At 40.4% G+C, this 16729-nt stretch carries 30 protein-coding genes; all 30 read right to left on the bottom strand.

Going from position 1 to position 16729, the window contains the following annotated elements; all coding sequences use genetic code 11:
* Positions 1–36 precede the first annotated feature (36 nt).
* Entirely contained in the window at positions 37–423 is a 387-nt protein-coding gene (gene rpsK / locus LEUM_RS01060; RefSeq protein WP_011679137.1) for a 30S ribosomal protein S11, read from the bottom strand.
* Between the two features lie 125 nt (positions 424–548).
* Positions 549–920: a 30S ribosomal protein S13 gene (gene rpsM / locus LEUM_RS01055; protein ID WP_002816010.1), complete on the bottom strand. Its 372-nt coding sequence runs from the start codon at positions 918–920 to the stop codon at positions 549–551.
* A gap of 76 nt (positions 921–996) precedes the next feature.
* A complete protein-coding gene (rpmJ, locus tag LEUM_RS01050) occupies positions 997–1116 on the bottom strand; it encodes a 50S ribosomal protein L36 (protein ID WP_002816013.1) in 120 nt (39 codons plus the stop codon).
* 44 nt (positions 1117–1160) lie between these two features.
* Positions 1161–1376: a translation initiation factor IF-1 gene (infA, locus tag LEUM_RS01045; protein WP_002816015.1), complete on the bottom strand. Its 216-nt coding sequence runs from the start codon at positions 1374–1376 to the stop codon at positions 1161–1163.
* Positions 1377–1482: 106 nt separating this feature from the next.
* A complete protein-coding gene (locus LEUM_RS01040) occupies positions 1483–2046 on the bottom strand; it encodes an adenylate kinase (RefSeq protein WP_002816016.1) in 564 nt (187 codons plus the stop codon).
* The gene (gene secY / locus LEUM_RS01035) at positions 2039–3373 is read right to left on the bottom strand and encodes a preprotein translocase subunit SecY (protein WP_011679136.1); all 1335 of its coding nucleotides are present in this window, start codon (positions 3371–3373) and stop codon (positions 2039–2041) included. Before secY ends, LEUM_RS01040 begins: the two co-directional genes overlap by 8 nt.
* Positions 3373–3807, bottom strand: a complete 435-nt coding sequence (rplO, locus tag LEUM_RS01030) for a 50S ribosomal protein L15 (protein ID WP_010292117.1) — start codon at positions 3805–3807, stop codon at positions 3373–3375. The genes secY and rplO overlap by 1 nt, the downstream gene beginning before the upstream one ends.
* Positions 3808–3837: 30 nt before the next feature.
* Entirely contained in the window at positions 3838–4020 is a 183-nt protein-coding gene (rpmD, locus tag LEUM_RS01025) for a 50S ribosomal protein L30 (protein WP_002816019.1), read from the bottom strand.
* 11 nt (positions 4021–4031) lie between these two features.
* Complete coding sequence (rpsE, locus tag LEUM_RS01020; RefSeq protein WP_002816020.1) at positions 4032–4538, bottom strand: 30S ribosomal protein S5; 507 nt, start codon at positions 4536–4538, stop codon at positions 4032–4034.
* 19 nt (positions 4539–4557) lie between these two features.
* Entirely contained in the window at positions 4558–4911 is a 354-nt protein-coding gene (rplR, locus tag LEUM_RS01015) for a 50S ribosomal protein L18 (protein ID WP_002816021.1), read from the bottom strand.
* 80 nt (positions 4912–4991) lie between these two features.
* Positions 4992–5528, bottom strand: a complete 537-nt coding sequence (gene rplF, locus LEUM_RS01010) for a 50S ribosomal protein L6 (protein WP_002816022.1) — start codon at positions 5526–5528, stop codon at positions 4992–4994.
* Positions 5529–5552: 24 nt separating this feature from the next.
* Positions 5553–5951 (bottom strand): 30S ribosomal protein S8, encoded by a 399-nt coding sequence (rpsH, locus tag LEUM_RS01005; protein ID WP_002816023.1) that lies wholly within the window; start codon positions 5949–5951, stop codon positions 5553–5555.
* Positions 5952–6084: 133 nt separating this feature from the next.
* A complete protein-coding gene (gene rplE, locus LEUM_RS01000) occupies positions 6085–6627 on the bottom strand; it encodes a 50S ribosomal protein L5 (protein ID WP_002816024.1) in 543 nt (180 codons plus the stop codon).
* A gap of 23 nt (positions 6628–6650) precedes the next feature.
* A complete protein-coding gene (rplX, locus tag LEUM_RS00995) occupies positions 6651–6959 on the bottom strand; it encodes a 50S ribosomal protein L24 (protein WP_011679135.1) in 309 nt (102 codons plus the stop codon).
* A gap of 23 nt (positions 6960–6982) precedes the next feature.
* Positions 6983–7351 carry a 50S ribosomal protein L14 gene (rplN, locus tag LEUM_RS00990; RefSeq protein WP_002816026.1) on the bottom strand — a complete coding sequence of 123 codons (369 nt, stop codon included), beginning with the start codon at positions 7349–7351 and terminating at the stop codon, positions 6983–6985.
* 48 nt (positions 7352–7399) lie between these two features.
* Positions 7400–7666, bottom strand: coding sequence for a 30S ribosomal protein S17 (rpsQ, locus tag LEUM_RS00985; RefSeq protein ID WP_002816027.1), 267 nt, complete (start codon positions 7664–7666; stop codon positions 7400–7402).
* A 22-nt stretch (positions 7667–7688) separates the two neighbouring features.
* Positions 7689–7895, bottom strand: a complete 207-nt coding sequence (gene rpmC, locus LEUM_RS00980) for a 50S ribosomal protein L29 (protein ID WP_002816028.1) — start codon at positions 7893–7895, stop codon at positions 7689–7691.
* Positions 7895–8308 (bottom strand): 50S ribosomal protein L16, encoded by a 414-nt coding sequence (rplP, locus tag LEUM_RS00975; protein ID WP_002816029.1) that lies wholly within the window; start codon positions 8306–8308, stop codon positions 7895–7897. Before rplP ends, rpmC begins: the two co-directional genes overlap by 1 nt.
* A gap of 14 nt (positions 8309–8322) precedes the next feature.
* A complete protein-coding gene (rpsC, locus tag LEUM_RS00970; protein ID WP_002816031.1) occupies positions 8323–8994 on the bottom strand; it encodes a 30S ribosomal protein S3 in 672 nt (223 codons plus the stop codon).
* Positions 8994–9350 carry a 50S ribosomal protein L22 gene (rplV, locus tag LEUM_RS00965; protein ID WP_002816032.1) on the bottom strand — a complete coding sequence of 119 codons (357 nt, stop codon included), beginning with the start codon at positions 9348–9350 and terminating at the stop codon, positions 8994–8996. The genes rpsC and rplV overlap by 1 nt, the downstream gene beginning before the upstream one ends.
* A gap of 14 nt (positions 9351–9364) precedes the next feature.
* The gene (gene rpsS, locus LEUM_RS00960) at positions 9365–9643 is read right to left on the bottom strand and encodes a 30S ribosomal protein S19 (RefSeq protein WP_002816034.1); all 279 of its coding nucleotides are present in this window, start codon (positions 9641–9643) and stop codon (positions 9365–9367) included.
* A 17-nt stretch (positions 9644–9660) separates the two neighbouring features.
* A complete protein-coding gene (rplB, locus tag LEUM_RS00955; RefSeq protein ID WP_002816035.1) occupies positions 9661–10494 on the bottom strand; it encodes a 50S ribosomal protein L2 in 834 nt (277 codons plus the stop codon).
* 21 nt (positions 10495–10515) lie between these two features.
* Complete coding sequence (gene rplW / locus LEUM_RS00950) at positions 10516–10803, bottom strand: 50S ribosomal protein L23 (RefSeq protein WP_002816036.1); 288 nt, start codon at positions 10801–10803, stop codon at positions 10516–10518.
* Positions 10803–11426, bottom strand: coding sequence for a 50S ribosomal protein L4 (gene rplD / locus LEUM_RS00945; RefSeq protein WP_011679134.1), 624 nt, complete (start codon positions 11424–11426; stop codon positions 10803–10805). The genes rplW and rplD overlap by 1 nt, the downstream gene beginning before the upstream one ends.
* A gap of 32 nt (positions 11427–11458) precedes the next feature.
* Positions 11459–12145 (bottom strand): 50S ribosomal protein L3, encoded by a 687-nt coding sequence (gene rplC / locus LEUM_RS00940; RefSeq protein WP_011679133.1) that lies wholly within the window; start codon positions 12143–12145, stop codon positions 11459–11461.
* A gap of 73 nt (positions 12146–12218) precedes the next feature.
* Positions 12219–12527, bottom strand: a complete 309-nt coding sequence (gene rpsJ, locus LEUM_RS00935; protein ID WP_002816040.1) for a 30S ribosomal protein S10 — start codon at positions 12525–12527, stop codon at positions 12219–12221.
* 296 nt (positions 12528–12823) lie between these two features.
* Positions 12824–13903, bottom strand: coding sequence for an ABC transporter substrate-binding protein (locus LEUM_RS00930; protein ID WP_011679132.1), 1080 nt, complete (start codon positions 13901–13903; stop codon positions 12824–12826).
* Position 13904: 1 nt separating this feature from the next.
* A complete protein-coding gene (locus LEUM_RS00925; RefSeq protein WP_011679131.1) occupies positions 13905–14735 on the bottom strand; it encodes an ABC transporter permease in 831 nt (276 codons plus the stop codon).
* Positions 14736–14748: 13 nt separating this feature from the next.
* Entirely contained in the window at positions 14749–15570 is an 822-nt protein-coding gene (locus LEUM_RS00920) for an ABC transporter permease (protein WP_041775224.1), read from the bottom strand.
* Positions 15557–16663, bottom strand: coding sequence for an ABC transporter ATP-binding protein (locus tag LEUM_RS10960; RefSeq protein ID WP_011679129.1), 1107 nt, complete (start codon positions 16661–16663; stop codon positions 15557–15559). The genes LEUM_RS00920 and LEUM_RS10960 overlap by 14 nt, the downstream gene beginning before the upstream one ends.
* Between the last annotated feature and the right edge of the window lie 66 nt (positions 16664–16729).

The raw sequence follows: 16729 nt of genomic DNA, 5'->3' as shown, positions 1-16729 counted from the left end.
TACCCCTTCTTTCACAGCAAGAGCAATGAAATTCAATTAAACACGACGACGCTTTGGTGGGCGTGATCCGTTATGGGGAACTGGTGTAACATCCTTAATTGATGTTACTTCCAAGCCAGCTGCTGCCAAAGCACGGATAGCTGATTCACGACCTGAACCAGGACCCTTAACAGTTACTGCAACTGTACGCATGTTAATTTCCATGGCACTTTTTGCTGCAGCTTCCGCCGCCATTTGAGCAGCGAATGGTGTTGACTTACGACTTCCTTTGAAGCCAAGTGCACCAGCTGATGACCAAGCAACTGCGTTACCTTGTGCATCAGTAATCATTACAATAGTGTTGTTGAATGTTGAATGGATGTGAGCCACACCAGATTCAATATTCTTCTTCACACGACGCTTACGCGTTGTACGACCTGCCATTTATTTGCCTCCTTTTCAATACTTTCTTATAATTTCTCGGGTTAAAATAAATTAACCAACATTACACAACTTTGGTTGCGATAATCATGTGTCGCATCGATGAGGATACAACAAGAAAAAGTAAATTACTTTTTCTTTCCAGCAATTGCTTTAGCTGGGCCTTTACGTGTACGAGCGTTGTTCTTCGTGTTTTGTCCACGAACGGGCAAGCCCTTACGATGACGAATGCCACGGTATGATGCAATTTCTTGCAATGATTTAATATCAAGTGATACCTTACGACGTAAGTCACCTTCTAATTGCAAGTTCAACTTGTCAACTGTTGCACGAATGGCATCTTCTTGGTCAGACGTTAAATCGCGTACGCGGACGTCTTCAGAAACGCCAGCTTCAGCCAAGACCTTTTGTGCAGTAGTATTACCGATTCCGTAGATGTAAGTTAAGCCAATGACAATTCGCTTGTCACGTGGCAAATCTATACCTGCTATACGAGCCATAACAATTTACCTCCTTTAGTATTTTTGAAAATGACAGTTATGTCTTTATTCAATCAATATTTATAACACGCAGAAATTACTTTCCAGCGCGTTGCTTATGCTTGGGGTTAGCAGAACAAATGATCATTGTTCGACCATTACGCTTGATAACACGGCAAGCATCACACATCTTTTTAACTGATGGGCGTACTTTCATAATCTATTCCTCCTATTCGGTTAACTGATTATTATATCTTTTACTTATCGGAAACGATAAGTAATACGACCCTTCGTTAAGTCGTATGGTGACATTTCAACGGTAACACGATCACCTGGCAAGATACGGATAAAATTCTTTCGGATTTTACCAGATACATGCGCTAAGATCACAGCACCATTTTCGAGTTCCACTTGGAACATCGCATTTGGCAAAGTTTCTTTCACTTTACCTTCGATTTCAATGACATCGTTGGCCACGCACTTAACCTCCTGTGCTTATAATGTTCAACATTGTTGATAAGTGCTTAACCTATCAAATTATACCAGAAAAACTGATATCTCTCAACAATGGCGTTTTGAATAATTAATTTAAATTGTCCAAAACTTCCTTAACATCATGATACACATCAGCAAGTTCACGACCGCCATCGATTGTGTGCAACACACCTGCTTTTTGATAGTAATCTACCAAAGGCAAGTTAGCCGCTTTATTAACTGCCAAACGGTTGTCAATAACTTCGGGTGTATCATCTGCTCGACCACGTCCCAAAAGACGTTCGCGCAACAATGTATCAGCAACTTCAAAATATAATGTTGCTGACACAGATTTACCGTTATCTGATAAATACTTATCTAGGAATACTGCTTGTGCTTCATTACGAGGGTACCCATCAAGCATAAAACCAGTTTCAACGTCTTGTTGGTTTAAACGATCAGCAACCATAGCATTTGTGATTTCGTCAGGAACTAAGTCGCCCGCATCCATGAATTGACGCGCCTTTTGTCCTAATTCAGTATTCTCTGCCAAATTAGCACGGAAAATATCTCCAGTACTAATATGAACAATAGAATAATCCTTCACAATAAAGTCTGCTTGTGTGCCTTTACCAGCACCTGGCAAACCCAACAAAATCAAATTTTTAGCCATTGATTGCCTCCCGAGCTGCTAACTGATCTTTTGTAATAAATCCAACGTAATTCTTTTTCTGCATCAAACCATCAATTTGGCGAATTAGATCCAAAGCGACACCTATTGAAATTAACAGGCTTGTACCACCAAGACCAATCTTTTCATTGAGTCCCCAGACATCCGATGCAATCAACGGAACCAATGCAACAACACCCAAGAAAATTGATCCAACAAAGCTCAAATTTAACAAGAGTTTTGAAACGAAAGCTTTTGTTTCTGCACCGGGACGAACACCAACAATATATGCACCTTGCTTTTGTAGATTTTCTGATAACTTATCAGGATTAACTTGAACAAAGGCATAAAAATATGTGAAAACAACAATCAATGCAGTATATAAAATTGCACCAGGCAACGTTGTCATACTGAATATCTGTTGCATAATTTGGTACCACTGGGCTGATGAATATTTGTCTTGAAAAGCTAACATAACCGTTTGTGGTGTACTAATAAATGATGAGGCAAATATGACCGGTATAACGCCAGAAACATTTACTTTTAGTGGCAGATATGCTTCGCTACCATATGATGTGGCAGATCGCGTATACTGCATTTGTAATCGACGAGTTCCTTCGTAAGACCATGTCGTAAATGCAACCACTAAAATCATCGCTATAACTAATACAACAACAAATATCCAACCATTAAGCATGTCACTACTGTCTGCTTGCAGAATATTTTCTTTGAAAATTTCATAGAAACCTTCTGGTGCTTGGGCGATTATACCCGCAAAAATAATCATTGAAACGCCGTTTCCTAAGCCTTTTTCAGTAATCATTTCACCAAGCCACATTGCAAAAAATGTTCCAATAGTCATAACAGAACCGATTACAACAAATGACATTACGCTATTGGTTTGACTCACTAATCCATAGGATGACAATGAATTAAATCCAGCTGTGATACCAACAGATTGAACAAACGCAAGAACAAGCGTTAACCACCGCGTAGCGTTATTCAATTTTCGGCGACCAACTTCACCTTGCTTACTCCATTCAACAAAGCGAGGCACGATATCTAATTGCAAAAGTTGTACAATAATTTGTGCTGTCACGTATGGTGACACGCCCATTGCGAACAACGAGTAGTTTGTCAGGCCACCACCAGAAAAGATGTTCAAAATGTTCATTAATCCGGAACTAGCCATCTCAGACATAGCAGAAGGGTTAACACCAGGCACAGTTATGTGCGTTCCAACTCTGTAAATAAACAGAATAAAAAACGTCCACCCTAATTTTTTACGAATGTCCTTTTCACGTACTGCATTAAATAACGTGCTAAGCATTAAAGTACCTCAGTTGACCCACCGGCTTGTTCGATTGCAGCAACTGCTGCTGCAGAGAACTTATGTGCCTTAACAGTCAACTTCTTTTCAAGTTGACCAACAGCCAAAATCTTAATACCAGACTTTTGATTTTTAACAATACCGTTTTCAATCAAAAGTGTTGGTGTAATTTCTGTACCATCATCAAAGCTGTTTAACTTGTTCAAGTTAACAACTGCGAATTCCTTACGTGAAATGTTAGTAAATCCACGCTTTGGAATACGACGGTACAAAGGCATTTGACCACCTTCAAACCCCAAACGCACTTTGCCACGAGCCTTTTGACCCTTTTGACCACGTCCGGATGTCTTACCGTTTCCAGATGATGTACCACGACCAACACGGTTACGTACATGACGTGAACCGGCAGCTGGTTGTAATTCGTTCAAATTCATCTTTCGGTACCTCCTATTTTAATTGTGTAATTACTTAACTTCTTCAACGTTAACTAGGTGAGCGATATGAAAAATCGCACCACGTGTAGCTTCGTTGTTAGGCTTCACCACTGAACTAGATACGCGTCCAAGTCCAAGAGACTTAACGATCGCGCGTTGCTTAGGTAAGCGATGAACCGCACTCTTAATCAAAGTGATTTTCAAATCAGCCATTTTATCGCTCCTTATTCAGCTAAGTGTTCTAAAGAAACACCACGCAACTTAGCAACTTCTTCGGCATCTTTCAAGCTTGTAAGAGCGTCGAAAGTAGCACGAATAACGTTAATTGGTGTTGCTGAACCAAGTGACTTAGCAGTCACATCGGCAATACCAGCAAGTTCCATAACAGAACGTGCTGCACCACCAGCGGCAACACCAGATCCTTCTTCGGCGGGCTTAACTAAAATCTTACCGCCGCCCCATTCACCAAGGACATCATGAGGAATAGTTGTAGAAACTGTTGGCACAGTAATCAACTTACGCTTAGCATCTTCAATAGCCTTGCGGATAGCTTCAGGAACTTCTTGTGCTTTACCAGTACCAAAACCAACGTGTCCTTGCTTATCACCAACAACGACCAAAGCTGCGAAACGCAAGCGACGACCACCTTTGACAACCTTTGTGACACGGTTAATAGCAACAACGTTCTCTTCTAATTCACCAAGTGACTTAGGATTAACGAATTCAACCATTTTTATATTCCTCCTTTCCTTAGAACTTCAAGCCGTTTTCACGGGCTGAATCTGCTAGTGCTTGAACACGTCCATGATAAACGTAACCACCACGATCGAAAATAACGTCTTCGATCTTTGCGGCCTTACCACGTGAAGCGATCAACTCACCAACTTTAACTGCTTGTTCTGTCTTTGATCCCGTTACTTCGGCATCATGACTTGAGGCACTTGCTAGCGTTACACCCGCTACGTCATCAATTAATTGAGCGTAGATGTTTGCATTAGAACGAAAAACGTTCAAACGTGGGCGAGCAGCAGTACCAGAGATTTTTCCACGAACGCGCTTATGACGCTTTACGCGGAGCTTATTCTTATCTGGTTTTGAAATCATAGCTGTGCTTTCCTTTTCTTATGGCAAATGCCATTTTAAGTTTATTATTAATAAAGTTTTGGCAGACAAAAAGTAATAAATTACTTTCCTGTCTTACCTTCCTTACGACGTACAACTTCGCCTTCGTAACGAATACCTTTACCTTTATAAGGTTCTGGTGAACGTACGGCACGAATTTCAGCTGCTAAATCGCCAACCTTTTGCTTTGAAATTCCTGAAACTTTGATTGTCAAAGCATCTGGTACTTCAACACTCAATTCTTCACGATCTTCAAAGTCAACAGGGTGAGAGTATCCAACACTCAAAGTCAATTTTGATCCTGACTTTGCTGCACGATATCCAACACCGACAAGCTTCAATGTCTTAGTGAAACCTTCAGATACACCCTCGACCATATTTGCAACGTTAGCACGAGTTGTGCCATGCAATGCTCGAGTCTTGCTGTCATCGCTATCACGGCTGAAAGAAACTTCGTTCCCTTCAACAGTCATTGTGATAGCTGAAACAATTTCACGTGACAATTCACCCTTTGGTCCTTTAACTGTCACAACTGCACCTTCTTGAGATACAGTTACATCAGCTGGTAAAGTGATTGTTTTGTTTCCAATACGGCTCATGGTAAGTCTCCTTTCTTAGATATATTACCAAACGTAAGCGATAACTTCGCCACCGACTTGCTTAGAACGTGCTTCTTTGTCAGTAATAACACCGGCAGAAGTTGAGATAATAGCAATTCCCAAACCGTTCAAAACTTTTGGTAACTCTTCAGCCTTAGCATACTTACGCAAGCCTGGCTTAGAGATACGTTGAATTCCTGTAATCACACGATTACGATCTTCCCCATACTTGAGAAATACACGGATAACACCTTGCTTGTTGTCATCGATGTATTCAAAGTCACGGATAAAACCTTCTGCTTTCAAGATTTCAGCGATGCTCTTCTTAATTTTTGATGCTGGAGCTTCAACTACTTCGTGACGTGCCAAATTGGCATTACGAACGCGAGTCAAAAAATCAGCAATTGGATCAGTCATAGACATCTATCGATATCCTCCTTTTTATTTTGAACGTAATCATGCAAAATGACACGCTCTTAACTATTATAGACTATTTCTGTCAATAACAGTTAAAAACGCGTCACTCATTTAGAGCAACAACATTTTTATTTACCAATTACTTAGCAAATGGCATTCCCATTTGTGTTAACAACTCACGACCTTCTTCGTCGTTTTGCGCTGTCGTAACAATAACAATGTCCAAACCACGTACGCGGTTAACTTTGTCAAAGTCAATTTCAGGGAAAATTAATTGTTCACGAATACCCAGTGTATAGTTACCACGGCCATCAAAGGCCTTTGATGATACACCACGGAAATCACGAACACGAGGTAATGAAATGTTGATCAACTTGTCTAAAAAGTCATACATACGTTCTCCACGTAGTGTAACCTTTGTTCCGATTGACATACCTTCACGCAAACGGAACCCAGCGATTGACTTCTTTGCCTTTGTGATAACTGGTTGTTGACCAGCAATCAACTTCAATTCTTCAACCGCTTCATCCAAGTTCTTTGAGTTTGAAACCGCATCACCAACACCCATATTCAAGACGATCTTATCAATCTTTGGGGCTTGCATTGATGACTTAAAGTTAAACTTTTCGATCAAAGCAGGTTGAACTTCATTAACATATTTTTCTTTTAAAGCATTAGCCATGAAAATGATTTCACCTTTCGATATTAGCCTAGTACATTACCAGACTTTTTAGATACGCGAATTTTCTTGCCGTCTTCCACTTTGAATCCAACACGTGTTGGTTCGTTAGTTGAAGGGTCAAGCAATTGCACGTTAGAAACATGGATTGGTGCTTCGATATCGATAACACCACCTTGTGGATATTCGTTAGAAGGCTTTTGATGCTTCTTAACGATGTTCACGCCTTCGACAACGACGCGATCTTTTCCAGCAACAGTCTTAGTGATTGTGCCTTCTTTTCCCTTATCTTTGCCGGCAATGACGCGAACCTTATCACCTGTTTTTACAAACATGATTTGGCTCCTCCTTGTCAGTATTAGAGCACTTCTGGTGCCAATGAAACGATACGCATATAGTCGTTGTCACGCAATTCACGTGCAACCGGACCAAAAATACGTGTACCTACTGGTGACTTGTCGTCCTTCACGATAACAGCGGCGTTTTCATCAAAATTGATGTATGAGCCATCTGCACGACGAACGTCAGAAACAGTACGAACGATAACAGCCTTAATGACGTCACCCTTCTTTACGTTACCACCAGGGATAGCTTGCTTAACTGTAGCAACAATCATGTCACCTACACCAGCAAACTTACGGCCTGAACCACCGAGCACTTTAATCGTCAAGATTTCACGTGCGCCAGAGTTGTCAGCCACTTTTAAACGACTCTCTTGTTGAATCATGGTTCTTCCTCCTTGTTAGCAATTAATTACGACGTTTTGGGTAGAGCATTAAAGAATAACAGCCTCTTCAACGATCTTAACCAAACGGAAGTGCTTAGTTGCAGACAAAGGACGTGTTTCCATGATTTGAACAATATCGCCTTGTTTGGCAGCATTGTTTTCATCGTGGGCCTTGAACTTCTTTGTGTACTTGACACGCTTACCGTAGACATCATGTGTCAAATAAGTATCAACAGCAACAGTAATTGTCTTGTTCATCTTATCTGAAACAACTCGTCCTTGGTAAACCTTACGAGTATTACGTTCTTCACTCATTTTTCAGCTTCTTCCTTTCGTCTTATTTGTTGGCGTTTGCCAATTCTTGTGCACGAATAACTGTCTTAACTCGTGCAATGTCCTTACGAACTTGTGCGATACGCGCCGTGTTTTCTAGTTGACCAGTAGCCAATTGAAAACGTAGGTTGAATAATTCTTCCTTGAATTCGGCTTCGCGCTTTTGCAAATCCGCAAGTGACAATTCTTTCAATTCACTTGCTTTAGCCATTATTCAGCCTCCCGAGCAATAATCTTTGTACGTACAGGCAACTTGTGTTGTGCCAAACGTAATGCTTCACGAGCAGTTGCTTCAGGAACACCTGCAACTTCAAACATTACCTTGCCACGCTTAACTGGTTCAACCCAACCTTCGGGTGCACCTTTACCGTTACCCATTCGAACACCGACACCTTTAGATGTATATGACTTATGAGGGAAGATTTTAATCCAAACCTTACCACCACGCTTCATATAACGTGTCATTGCAATACGAGCAGCTTCAATTTGACGGTTAGTAATCCAACTTGAAGTTGTTGCTTGCAAGCCAAAATCACCGAATGTTACCGTCTTGCCACCTTTTGCTTCGCCACGCATGTGACCACGGTGTACACGACGGAACTTAACACGCTTTGGTACTAACATGTTTGCTTCCCTCCTTACTTACTGTTCTTTTTTTGTGGCAATACATCACCACGGTAAATCCAAGTCTTGATACCCAAGTTTCCATAAGCAGTCATTGCTTCATCCCATGAGTAATCGATATCGGCACGTAAAGTATGCAAAGGCACTGTACCTTCAGTATATTGTTCAATACGTGCAATATCAGCACCATTCAAACGACCTGAAACCATAACCTTGATACCCTTAGCACCTGAACGAGTGGCACGTTGGATAGCACCACGCATGGCGCGACGGAAAGCCACACGGCGTTCCAAATCACCAGCGATTTGTTGTCCAACCAAATGTGCACTCAAATCCGGCTTTTTGATTTCTACGATGTTAATAAAGACGCGCTTTGAGCGACCTTTTTCATCTGTGTCTGTCAACTTTGCCAATTGTGTACGAAGCTTTTCAACTTCTGAACCACCCTTACCAATAACCATTCCTGGCTTGGCAGTTTGGATAGAAACGTCAACACGTGACTTGGTTGTACGTTCAATTTCAATGCGATCAACTGAGGCATCTGCTAAGTTTTTCTCGATATACTTACGAATACGCAAGTCTTCGTGAAGTTGGTTAGCATAGTCAGCCTTGTCAGCAAACCACTTTGCATCCCAGTCGCGAATAACGCCGACACGGAATCCAGTAGGGTTAATCTTTTGACCCATTACTTTGCCTCCTTCTCAGCAACCACAATTGTTAGGTGGCTTGTACGCTTGTTAATAGGTGAAGCAGAACCTTTAGCACGAGGGCGGAAACGCTTAAGCGTTGGTCCTTCGTTAGCAAAGGCTTCCTTCACAATAAGATCTTCTCGGTCTAATGAGAAGTTATTTTCAGCATTAGCAACTGCTGAGTTCAAAACCTTGTAAATATCTTCAGTAGAAGTATTAGGTAGGAACTTCAAAATTGCGTATGCTTCGTTAACGCTCTTACGGCGAATAGTGTCAAGAACTAAGCGTGCCTTACGTGGGGCAACGCGAACGATCTTAGCAGTCGCACGAGCTGATGTAACTTGTTCAGCCATTTTTCACTTCCTCCTTATTTACCAGTCTTTTTATCGTCGTTCTTGTGTCCCTTGAACGTACGAGTTGGTACGAATTCACCTAACTTGTGTCCGACCATATCTTCTTGCACATAAACTGGAACGTGCTTGCGACCATCATAAACGGCAATTGTAAAGCCGATGAAGCTTGGGAAGATTGTTGAACGACGTGACCAAGTCTTGATCACTGATTTCTTTTCAGAATCAACTTGCGCTTCAATCTTCTTAAGCAAGTGTGGGTCCGCAAATGGTCCCTTTTTTAAACTACGAGCCATTAGTTGTCTCCTTTCCCTTACTTACTCTTACGACCGCGAACGATAAACTTTGTTGAAGCCTTCTTCTTATCGCGAGTCTTCTTACCGGCAGTCTTCTTACCCCATGGTGACATAGGACTTGGACGACCAACTGGTGCTTTACCTTCACCACCACCGTGTGGATGGTCGTTAGGGTTCATAACTGATCCACGAACGTGTGGACGCTTTCCACGCCAACGGTTACGACCAGCTTTACCCCAGTTAATCAATGAATGCTCAGCATTACCAACTTCACCGATTGTTGCACGGTTTGTAGCTAATACCAAACGAACTTCACCTGAAGTCAAACGAACGATGATATATTTACCATCACGTCCCAAAATTTGTGCTGATGCACCAGCTGAACGAGCCAATTGTCCACCCTTACCAGGCTTCAATTCGATATTGTGAATCAAAGTACCTTCAGGAATAGCACTCAATGGCAAGGCATTGCCGGGCTTAATGTCGGCATCAGGACCAGATTGAACTTTGTCGCCAACCTTCAATCCCTTTGGCGCCAAGATATATGACTTGATACCATCTTCGTATACTAACAAAGCAATGTTAGCAGTACGATTTGGATCATATTCGATAGCTTTTACAGTAGCTGTCTTGTCATCTTTAGTACGCTTGAAGTCTACGATACGGTAGGCTTGCTTATGTCCACCAGCATGGTGGCGAACTGTCATACGACCAGATGCATTACGTGCACCAGTCTTTGACTTTTTGGCCAACAAACTCTTTTCGGGCGTTGTCTTCGTGATTTCAGCGAAATCTGAAGTCGTCATATTACGACGTCCGGCAGAAGTTGGCTTATAACTCTTGATAGCCAATGTCTTATCCTCCTATTTAGATTAACCTTCGTTAAAGATTTGAATATCTTTTGAATCTTTTGACAACGTAACGGTTGCCTTCTTTAATTTACGTGTGTAACCAACATAACGGCCTTGGCGCTTTTTCTTGCCACGAACGTTCGCTGTGTTTAAACCAGAAACTTTAACTTCAAAGATTTCTTCGATAGCTTTTTTAATTTCAGGCTTTGTTGCGCGCGTATCAACTTCGAAGACATAACGCTTACGTTCTGTTTGCGCCATTGAAGCTTCGGTGATGATAGGGCGACGGATAATATCGCGTGCATCCATTAGGCAAGACCTCCTTGGATTTCTTCGATTGATGATTGAACAATCACCAGCTTATCTGCATTAACAACATCAAGCACGTTGATACCCTTTGTTGTCATAACTTGAACATTAGCCAAGTTACGTGCTGACAAGATTGCGTTTTCGTTGTCTTCATCAACAACTACTAATGTCTTTTTATCAGCTGACAAGTTTGCCAAAACTTTCTTAAAGTCTTGTGTTTTTGGTGCTTCAAATGACAAAGCATCAACAACTACCAACTTGTTATCAGCGACTTTTTGTGACAAAACTGACTTTAATGCCAATTGATATGCCTTACGGTTAATACGGTAAGCATATGAACGTGGTGAAGGTCCGAAAACAATTCCACCACCACGGAACTGAGGTTCACGAATTGAACCGGCACGTGCACGACCAGTACCCTTTTGCTTCCAAGGCTTACGTCCACCACCAGAAACCGCAGAACGATTCTTAACAGCATGTGTACCTTGACGCAATGATGCGCGTTGCATCAATACTGCATCAGTAATAACGGCGTTGTTAGGTTCGATGGCGAATACTGCGTCATTTAATTCAATTTCTGCAGCTTGACTACCATCTTGCTTTAATACAGCAACTTTAGTCATGATTGATTGTTCTCCTTTCTATATAATTTATATTAAGCTTCTTCTGAGTTAGTAGCAGATGCAGATGCATTAGCCATCTTAACTTCAGGATGCTTTGCGTTTACTTTTACAGTTGATTTGACTGTCAAAAGTGATTTGTTAGCACCAGGTACGTTACCCTTCAAAAGCAACAAATTGTTTTCAACATCAACATGAACAATGGCAATATTTTGCATTGTTCGCTTATTATTACCCATACGTCCTGGCAAAAGCTTACCCTTGAAAACGCGGTTAATAATAGCACCCATTGAACCTGGGCGACGGTGGTAACGAGAACCGTGAGTCATAGGACCACGAGACTGTCCCAAACGCTTGATAGCACCTTGGAAACCATGTCCCTTCGTGATTCCTGTTACGTCGACGTATTCGCCCGCTTGGAATGTGTCAACCTTAATCTCATCCCCAACGTTAAATTCGTCTCCCGCATTGCGGATTTCACGAACGTAGCGCTTAGGGGCCGTATTTGCTTTTGAAGCATGGCCTTGTTCAGGTTTGTTTGACAAAACTGTGCGCTTGTCTTGGTAACCAAGTTGAATAGCACTGTATCCGTCTGTTTCTGCATTTTTTACTTGCAAAACGACGTTTGGTGTTGCTTCAACAGCAGTCACGGCGATCAATTCACCAGATTCTGTAAAAACCTGAGTCATACCGACTTTGCGGCCTAAGATACCTTTAGTCATGACTAATCTCCTTAAATATTTTTCTTATTTTAATTTTGCCTCAATGAGGCATGAAAGTTATATCCGTTATGGATTACAACTTGATTTCAATTGCAACACCTGATGGCAATTCAAGCTTACGCAATGCGTCAACTGTCTTGTCAGTAGGGTTCACAATGTCGATCAAACGCTTGTGCGTACGCATTTCAAATTGCTCACGGCTATCCTTATGCTTATGTGGTGAACGTAAAATTGTATATAATGTACGTTCAGTTGGTAGCGGAATAGGACCAGCAATTTCTGCGCCCGTACGCTTGGCCGTTTCAACAATCTTTTCTGCTGATTGGTCCAAGATACGGTGTTCGTATGCCTTCAAACGGATACGGATCTTCTTTTGTGCCATTATTTCATGCCTCCTCGTTGATTTTGTAAATCAGCTAACTTCGATTAAAAACCGACAACACTGCTTGTGTTTTGCGCGCCCATGGCAACGCGGCCGCGCGTGTCGCAACCTTAATCATCATCGCTAAACATTGATACACTAGGCTTTCGGTAGGGTTTTACTACTACTGTTCCAAAAGCGTACTTAAATATAATAACAGAAAAACCCTTGCAAGGCAAGGGTTTTGTTCTTTTAATTTAAAAATGTTTATTACCCTCTTTCAATAAATTTCCACAACTAAATCTACTAACTTTATTTCATCGCTGCGTCATCTTAAACTCTAAGAATGCATCATTATACTTCTCTGTCCATTTTTGTCCTAAATCATCATATGTTTGTAAATTTCGGACTGTTTTTTCATCTGGATAAAACTGTTTATCTTCCCGAATTGATTTTGGTAATAACGACAACGCCTTCTTATTTGGTGTAGCATAACCAATATACTCTGCATTTTGAGCAGCGTTTTTCGGTTCACTCATGAAATTCAAAAATGCATATGCTGCTGCTTTATGTTTAGCATTTTTTGGCATCACAATGTTGTCAAACCACAAATTCGATCCCTCATTAGGTACAACATAATGCAAATGAGAATTTTTGTCCATTGCTTCTGCAGCTTCACCAGAATAGGTGACGGCTATTGCAGCTTCATCCTGAGCCATATACATTTTAATCTCGTCAGCAATAATCGCTTTGACATTCGGCATCAAGGTTGTTAGTTTTCCTTGTGCTGCAGCTAAATCAGCTACCGATTTATTATTCACGGACTTCCCTTGTGTAATTAAAGTGATACCCAAAACATCTCTTGCTGAATCAATTAACATGATTTGATTTTTAAACTTTGATGACCAAAGATCATCCCAATGTTGAATGTCTTTGGCTTTGACATATTTATCATTGTAAATAATGCCAAGTGTACCCCAAAAGTAGGGAACCGAATATTTATTGCCTTTATCAAAAGATTGATTTAGAAAACGACTATCGTAATTATTCAAACCAGTTAATTTACTATGGTCAAGTGGTAATAGTAAATTATCTGCTTTCATTTTTTCAATCATATATTCTGAAGGCACTGCTAAGTCGTACGATGTACTGCCTTGCTTAACTTTCATATACATCGCTTCGTTTGAATCAAAAGTTTCATAACTAACTTTATAGCCAGTTTCTTTGGTAAATTTTTTTAATAAGGCAGGATCAATATAATCTCCCCAGTTATATAAATTCAAAACTTTGCCGCTCTTGTCCCCCGTGCCTGTCTGTGCCGAAAAATAATGCTGCGCACTAATGAGTAAAGCAACAACAATTAATATCCCCACTACACTGGATAATAATTTTTTCATCTTACAGTCCCTCCGTAGCTGGCATTACAAGGTTTGTTCCGCCGCGCTTTTTGCCTTTAGAAGATCTGTTGGAAATAAAATAATAGATTAATACTAATAGTAGTGAAACCAAAAACATCATGGCCGATAACGCATTGATTTCTAAACTAACCCCTTGGCGCGCACGGGAATATATTTCAACTGACAAAGTTGAAAAACCATTTCCTGTTACAAAGAACGTCACTGCAAAGTCGTCCAGTGAGTAAGTAAACGCCATAAAAAATCCCGCTAAAATTCCCGGTGATATAACTGGTAATACTACCCTAGACAACATCTGTAAATTATTGGCACCAAGATCCTTGGCTGCGGTGACTAAATAAGGATTCATCTCCTGTAAACGAGGTAATACCATCAAAACAACAATCGGTATACTAAAAGCAATATGCGAAAGTAGAACGGAAGTAAAACCGAGTGTAAAACCAACAACGGTAAATAGAATTAAAAATGAGGCGCCAATAATAACATCCGGAGAAACAAGTAAAATATTATTAAGTGACAAGAAAATATTTTTCGCCAATTGATGACGTTGATTATAGATATATAGGGCCCCTGCTGTGCCAATTATACTAGCCAGTAGTGAAGATAATAACGCAACCAGAAATGTGTTAACCACAATCTCTAAAATTCTTGTGTCGACAAAGAGCTCGGTGTAATGCTTCAACGAAAAGCCATCCCATCCTTGCATAACATCTCCTGCATTAAAGGAGTAAATAATCAAAAAGAAAATAGGTAAGTACAACAAAACAAATACAAACACTAAATACAAATTAGACCATCTAAATTTTTTATGCATGATTAGCCATACCTCACTTTCTTAGATTTTTACGTGTACGATCACGTGTCAGCAGCATTGTAGCAATCATTGCAGCAATCAAAACTACGCCAATCGTTGAACCAATTTGCCAATTTTGTGTGACCAAAAAGTGCTCTTCAATTGCGGTTCCTAGGGTAATCACTCGATTACCTCCAATCAAGCGTGTAATCATAAATAATGACAAACTAGGAATAAACACTGCCTGAATACCGGCCTTAACACCTGGCATCGACAATGGGAAGATAACGTAGCGGAGTGTCTGCCACTTATTAGCACCCAAATCGTGGCTAGCCTGAGAAAGTCTTGAATCAATCTCCGCTAACGAATTAAAAATGGGTAAAATCATAAAAGGAATTTCGATATACGCCGCTACCAGCAAAAAACTCCAGTCCGAAAATAAGAGCTGTTGGGGCGCAATGCCCCAAAGTGAAATGAAATTATTCACAGTCCCAGTCTTGGACAATAGTCCAATAAAAGCATACGTTTTTAACAGTAAATTAATCCATGTAGGCAATATGACTAACAATAGCCAGAACTGTTTTTGTTTCAGTTGATTCAATAAATAGGCAGTTGGGTAACTAATCACTAAAGTAATCACTGTTATCAAAAATGCGTACCATACTGAGTTGAAAGTCATTCGCAAATATGTTCCACTGCCAAAATAGGCCGCATAATTGCTAAATGTGAAATGTCCACTAGCAGTAGTAAATGACTGAAATAACATTAGTATCAATGGCGCAATCACAAATAGTAATAGCCAGATGCCATAAGGAACAATATAAAATATTTGACGTTGTTGTTTAGATTTCATCATCGTCCTCATAACTTTCCAGACGCGCATCAAAATCGTCCTCAGACTCATTAAATCGCATAATGTGGATATCCTCAGGATCAAATGTCAAACCTACTCTAGCACCAATTATTGCCGAATTTGTTGCCTGAACTTGCCATTCATTGCCATCATCATCTCTAGCCGTAATTTCATAGTAGTCTCCTCTAAATGACTGGTCTTCAATAGTAACGACTAATTTACCATTTTCAATGGACGTCAAATCTAAGTCCTCAGGTCGTAACACTACTTCAACTCTCTCGTTGGGGCGCATTCCTGCATCAACATTTTCAAAATCTTTACCCACAAAATGGACCACATAATCTTCCTTCATGATGCCATCAACAATATTGCTCTCACCAATAAAATCAGCAACAAAGTGATTGATTGGTTCATCATAAATATCTTCTGGTGAACCATTTTGTTGAATTACACCATCATTCATAACAAATATCCAATCAGACATAGCCAATGCTTCTTCTTGGTCATGTGTCACGAAAACAAAAGTAATCCCTAAGCGCTGTTGAATTTCTCGAAGTTCATATTGCATACTTTTACGTAGCTTGTAGTCTAAAGCTGACAAAGGCTCATCAAGTAATAAAACCTCTGGGTCATTAGCCAAAGCACGCGCAATCGCAACGCGTTGCTGTTGCCCTCCTGATAACTCATCAATCTCGCGATCAACAAAATCACTTAACTTGACCAAATTAAGCATTTCTTTCACTTTGTTCTTAATTTCCGTCTTATTCATTCCTTTTAAAGTTGGACCGAAAGCAACGTTATCAAAAACATTCATATTTGGAAATAATGCATAGTTTTGGAATACGGTATTCACTTTTCTCTTTTCCGCAGGTACATCATTAACACGTTGACCTTCAAAAGATATATCTCCTGAGTCAGCCGTTAGCTGTCCAGAAATCAGTTTCAAGATAGTTGATTTTCCTGAACCAGATGGTCCAAGTAAAGTATAAAATTTACCAGCTTCTATTTCTAAATCAACATTATTTAAAACATGTGTATCTCCAAAAGACAAATCTACTTGATTAAAAGCAATAATTGGTACTTGTTTCTCACTCACTTGCTCACCCTCGAATCTTTTCAATAGAATACATTTTACACTAATTATAAAAACAAAAAAAGCGCG

The sequence above is a fragment of the Leuconostoc mesenteroides subsp. mesenteroides ATCC 8293 genome (assembly GCF_000014445.1).
Taxonomy (GTDB): domain Bacteria; phylum Bacillota; class Bacilli; order Lactobacillales; family Lactobacillaceae; genus Leuconostoc; species Leuconostoc mesenteroides.
Note: the sequence above shows the minus strand (reverse complement) of the source record. Positions and strands in the feature narration are given on the sequence as shown.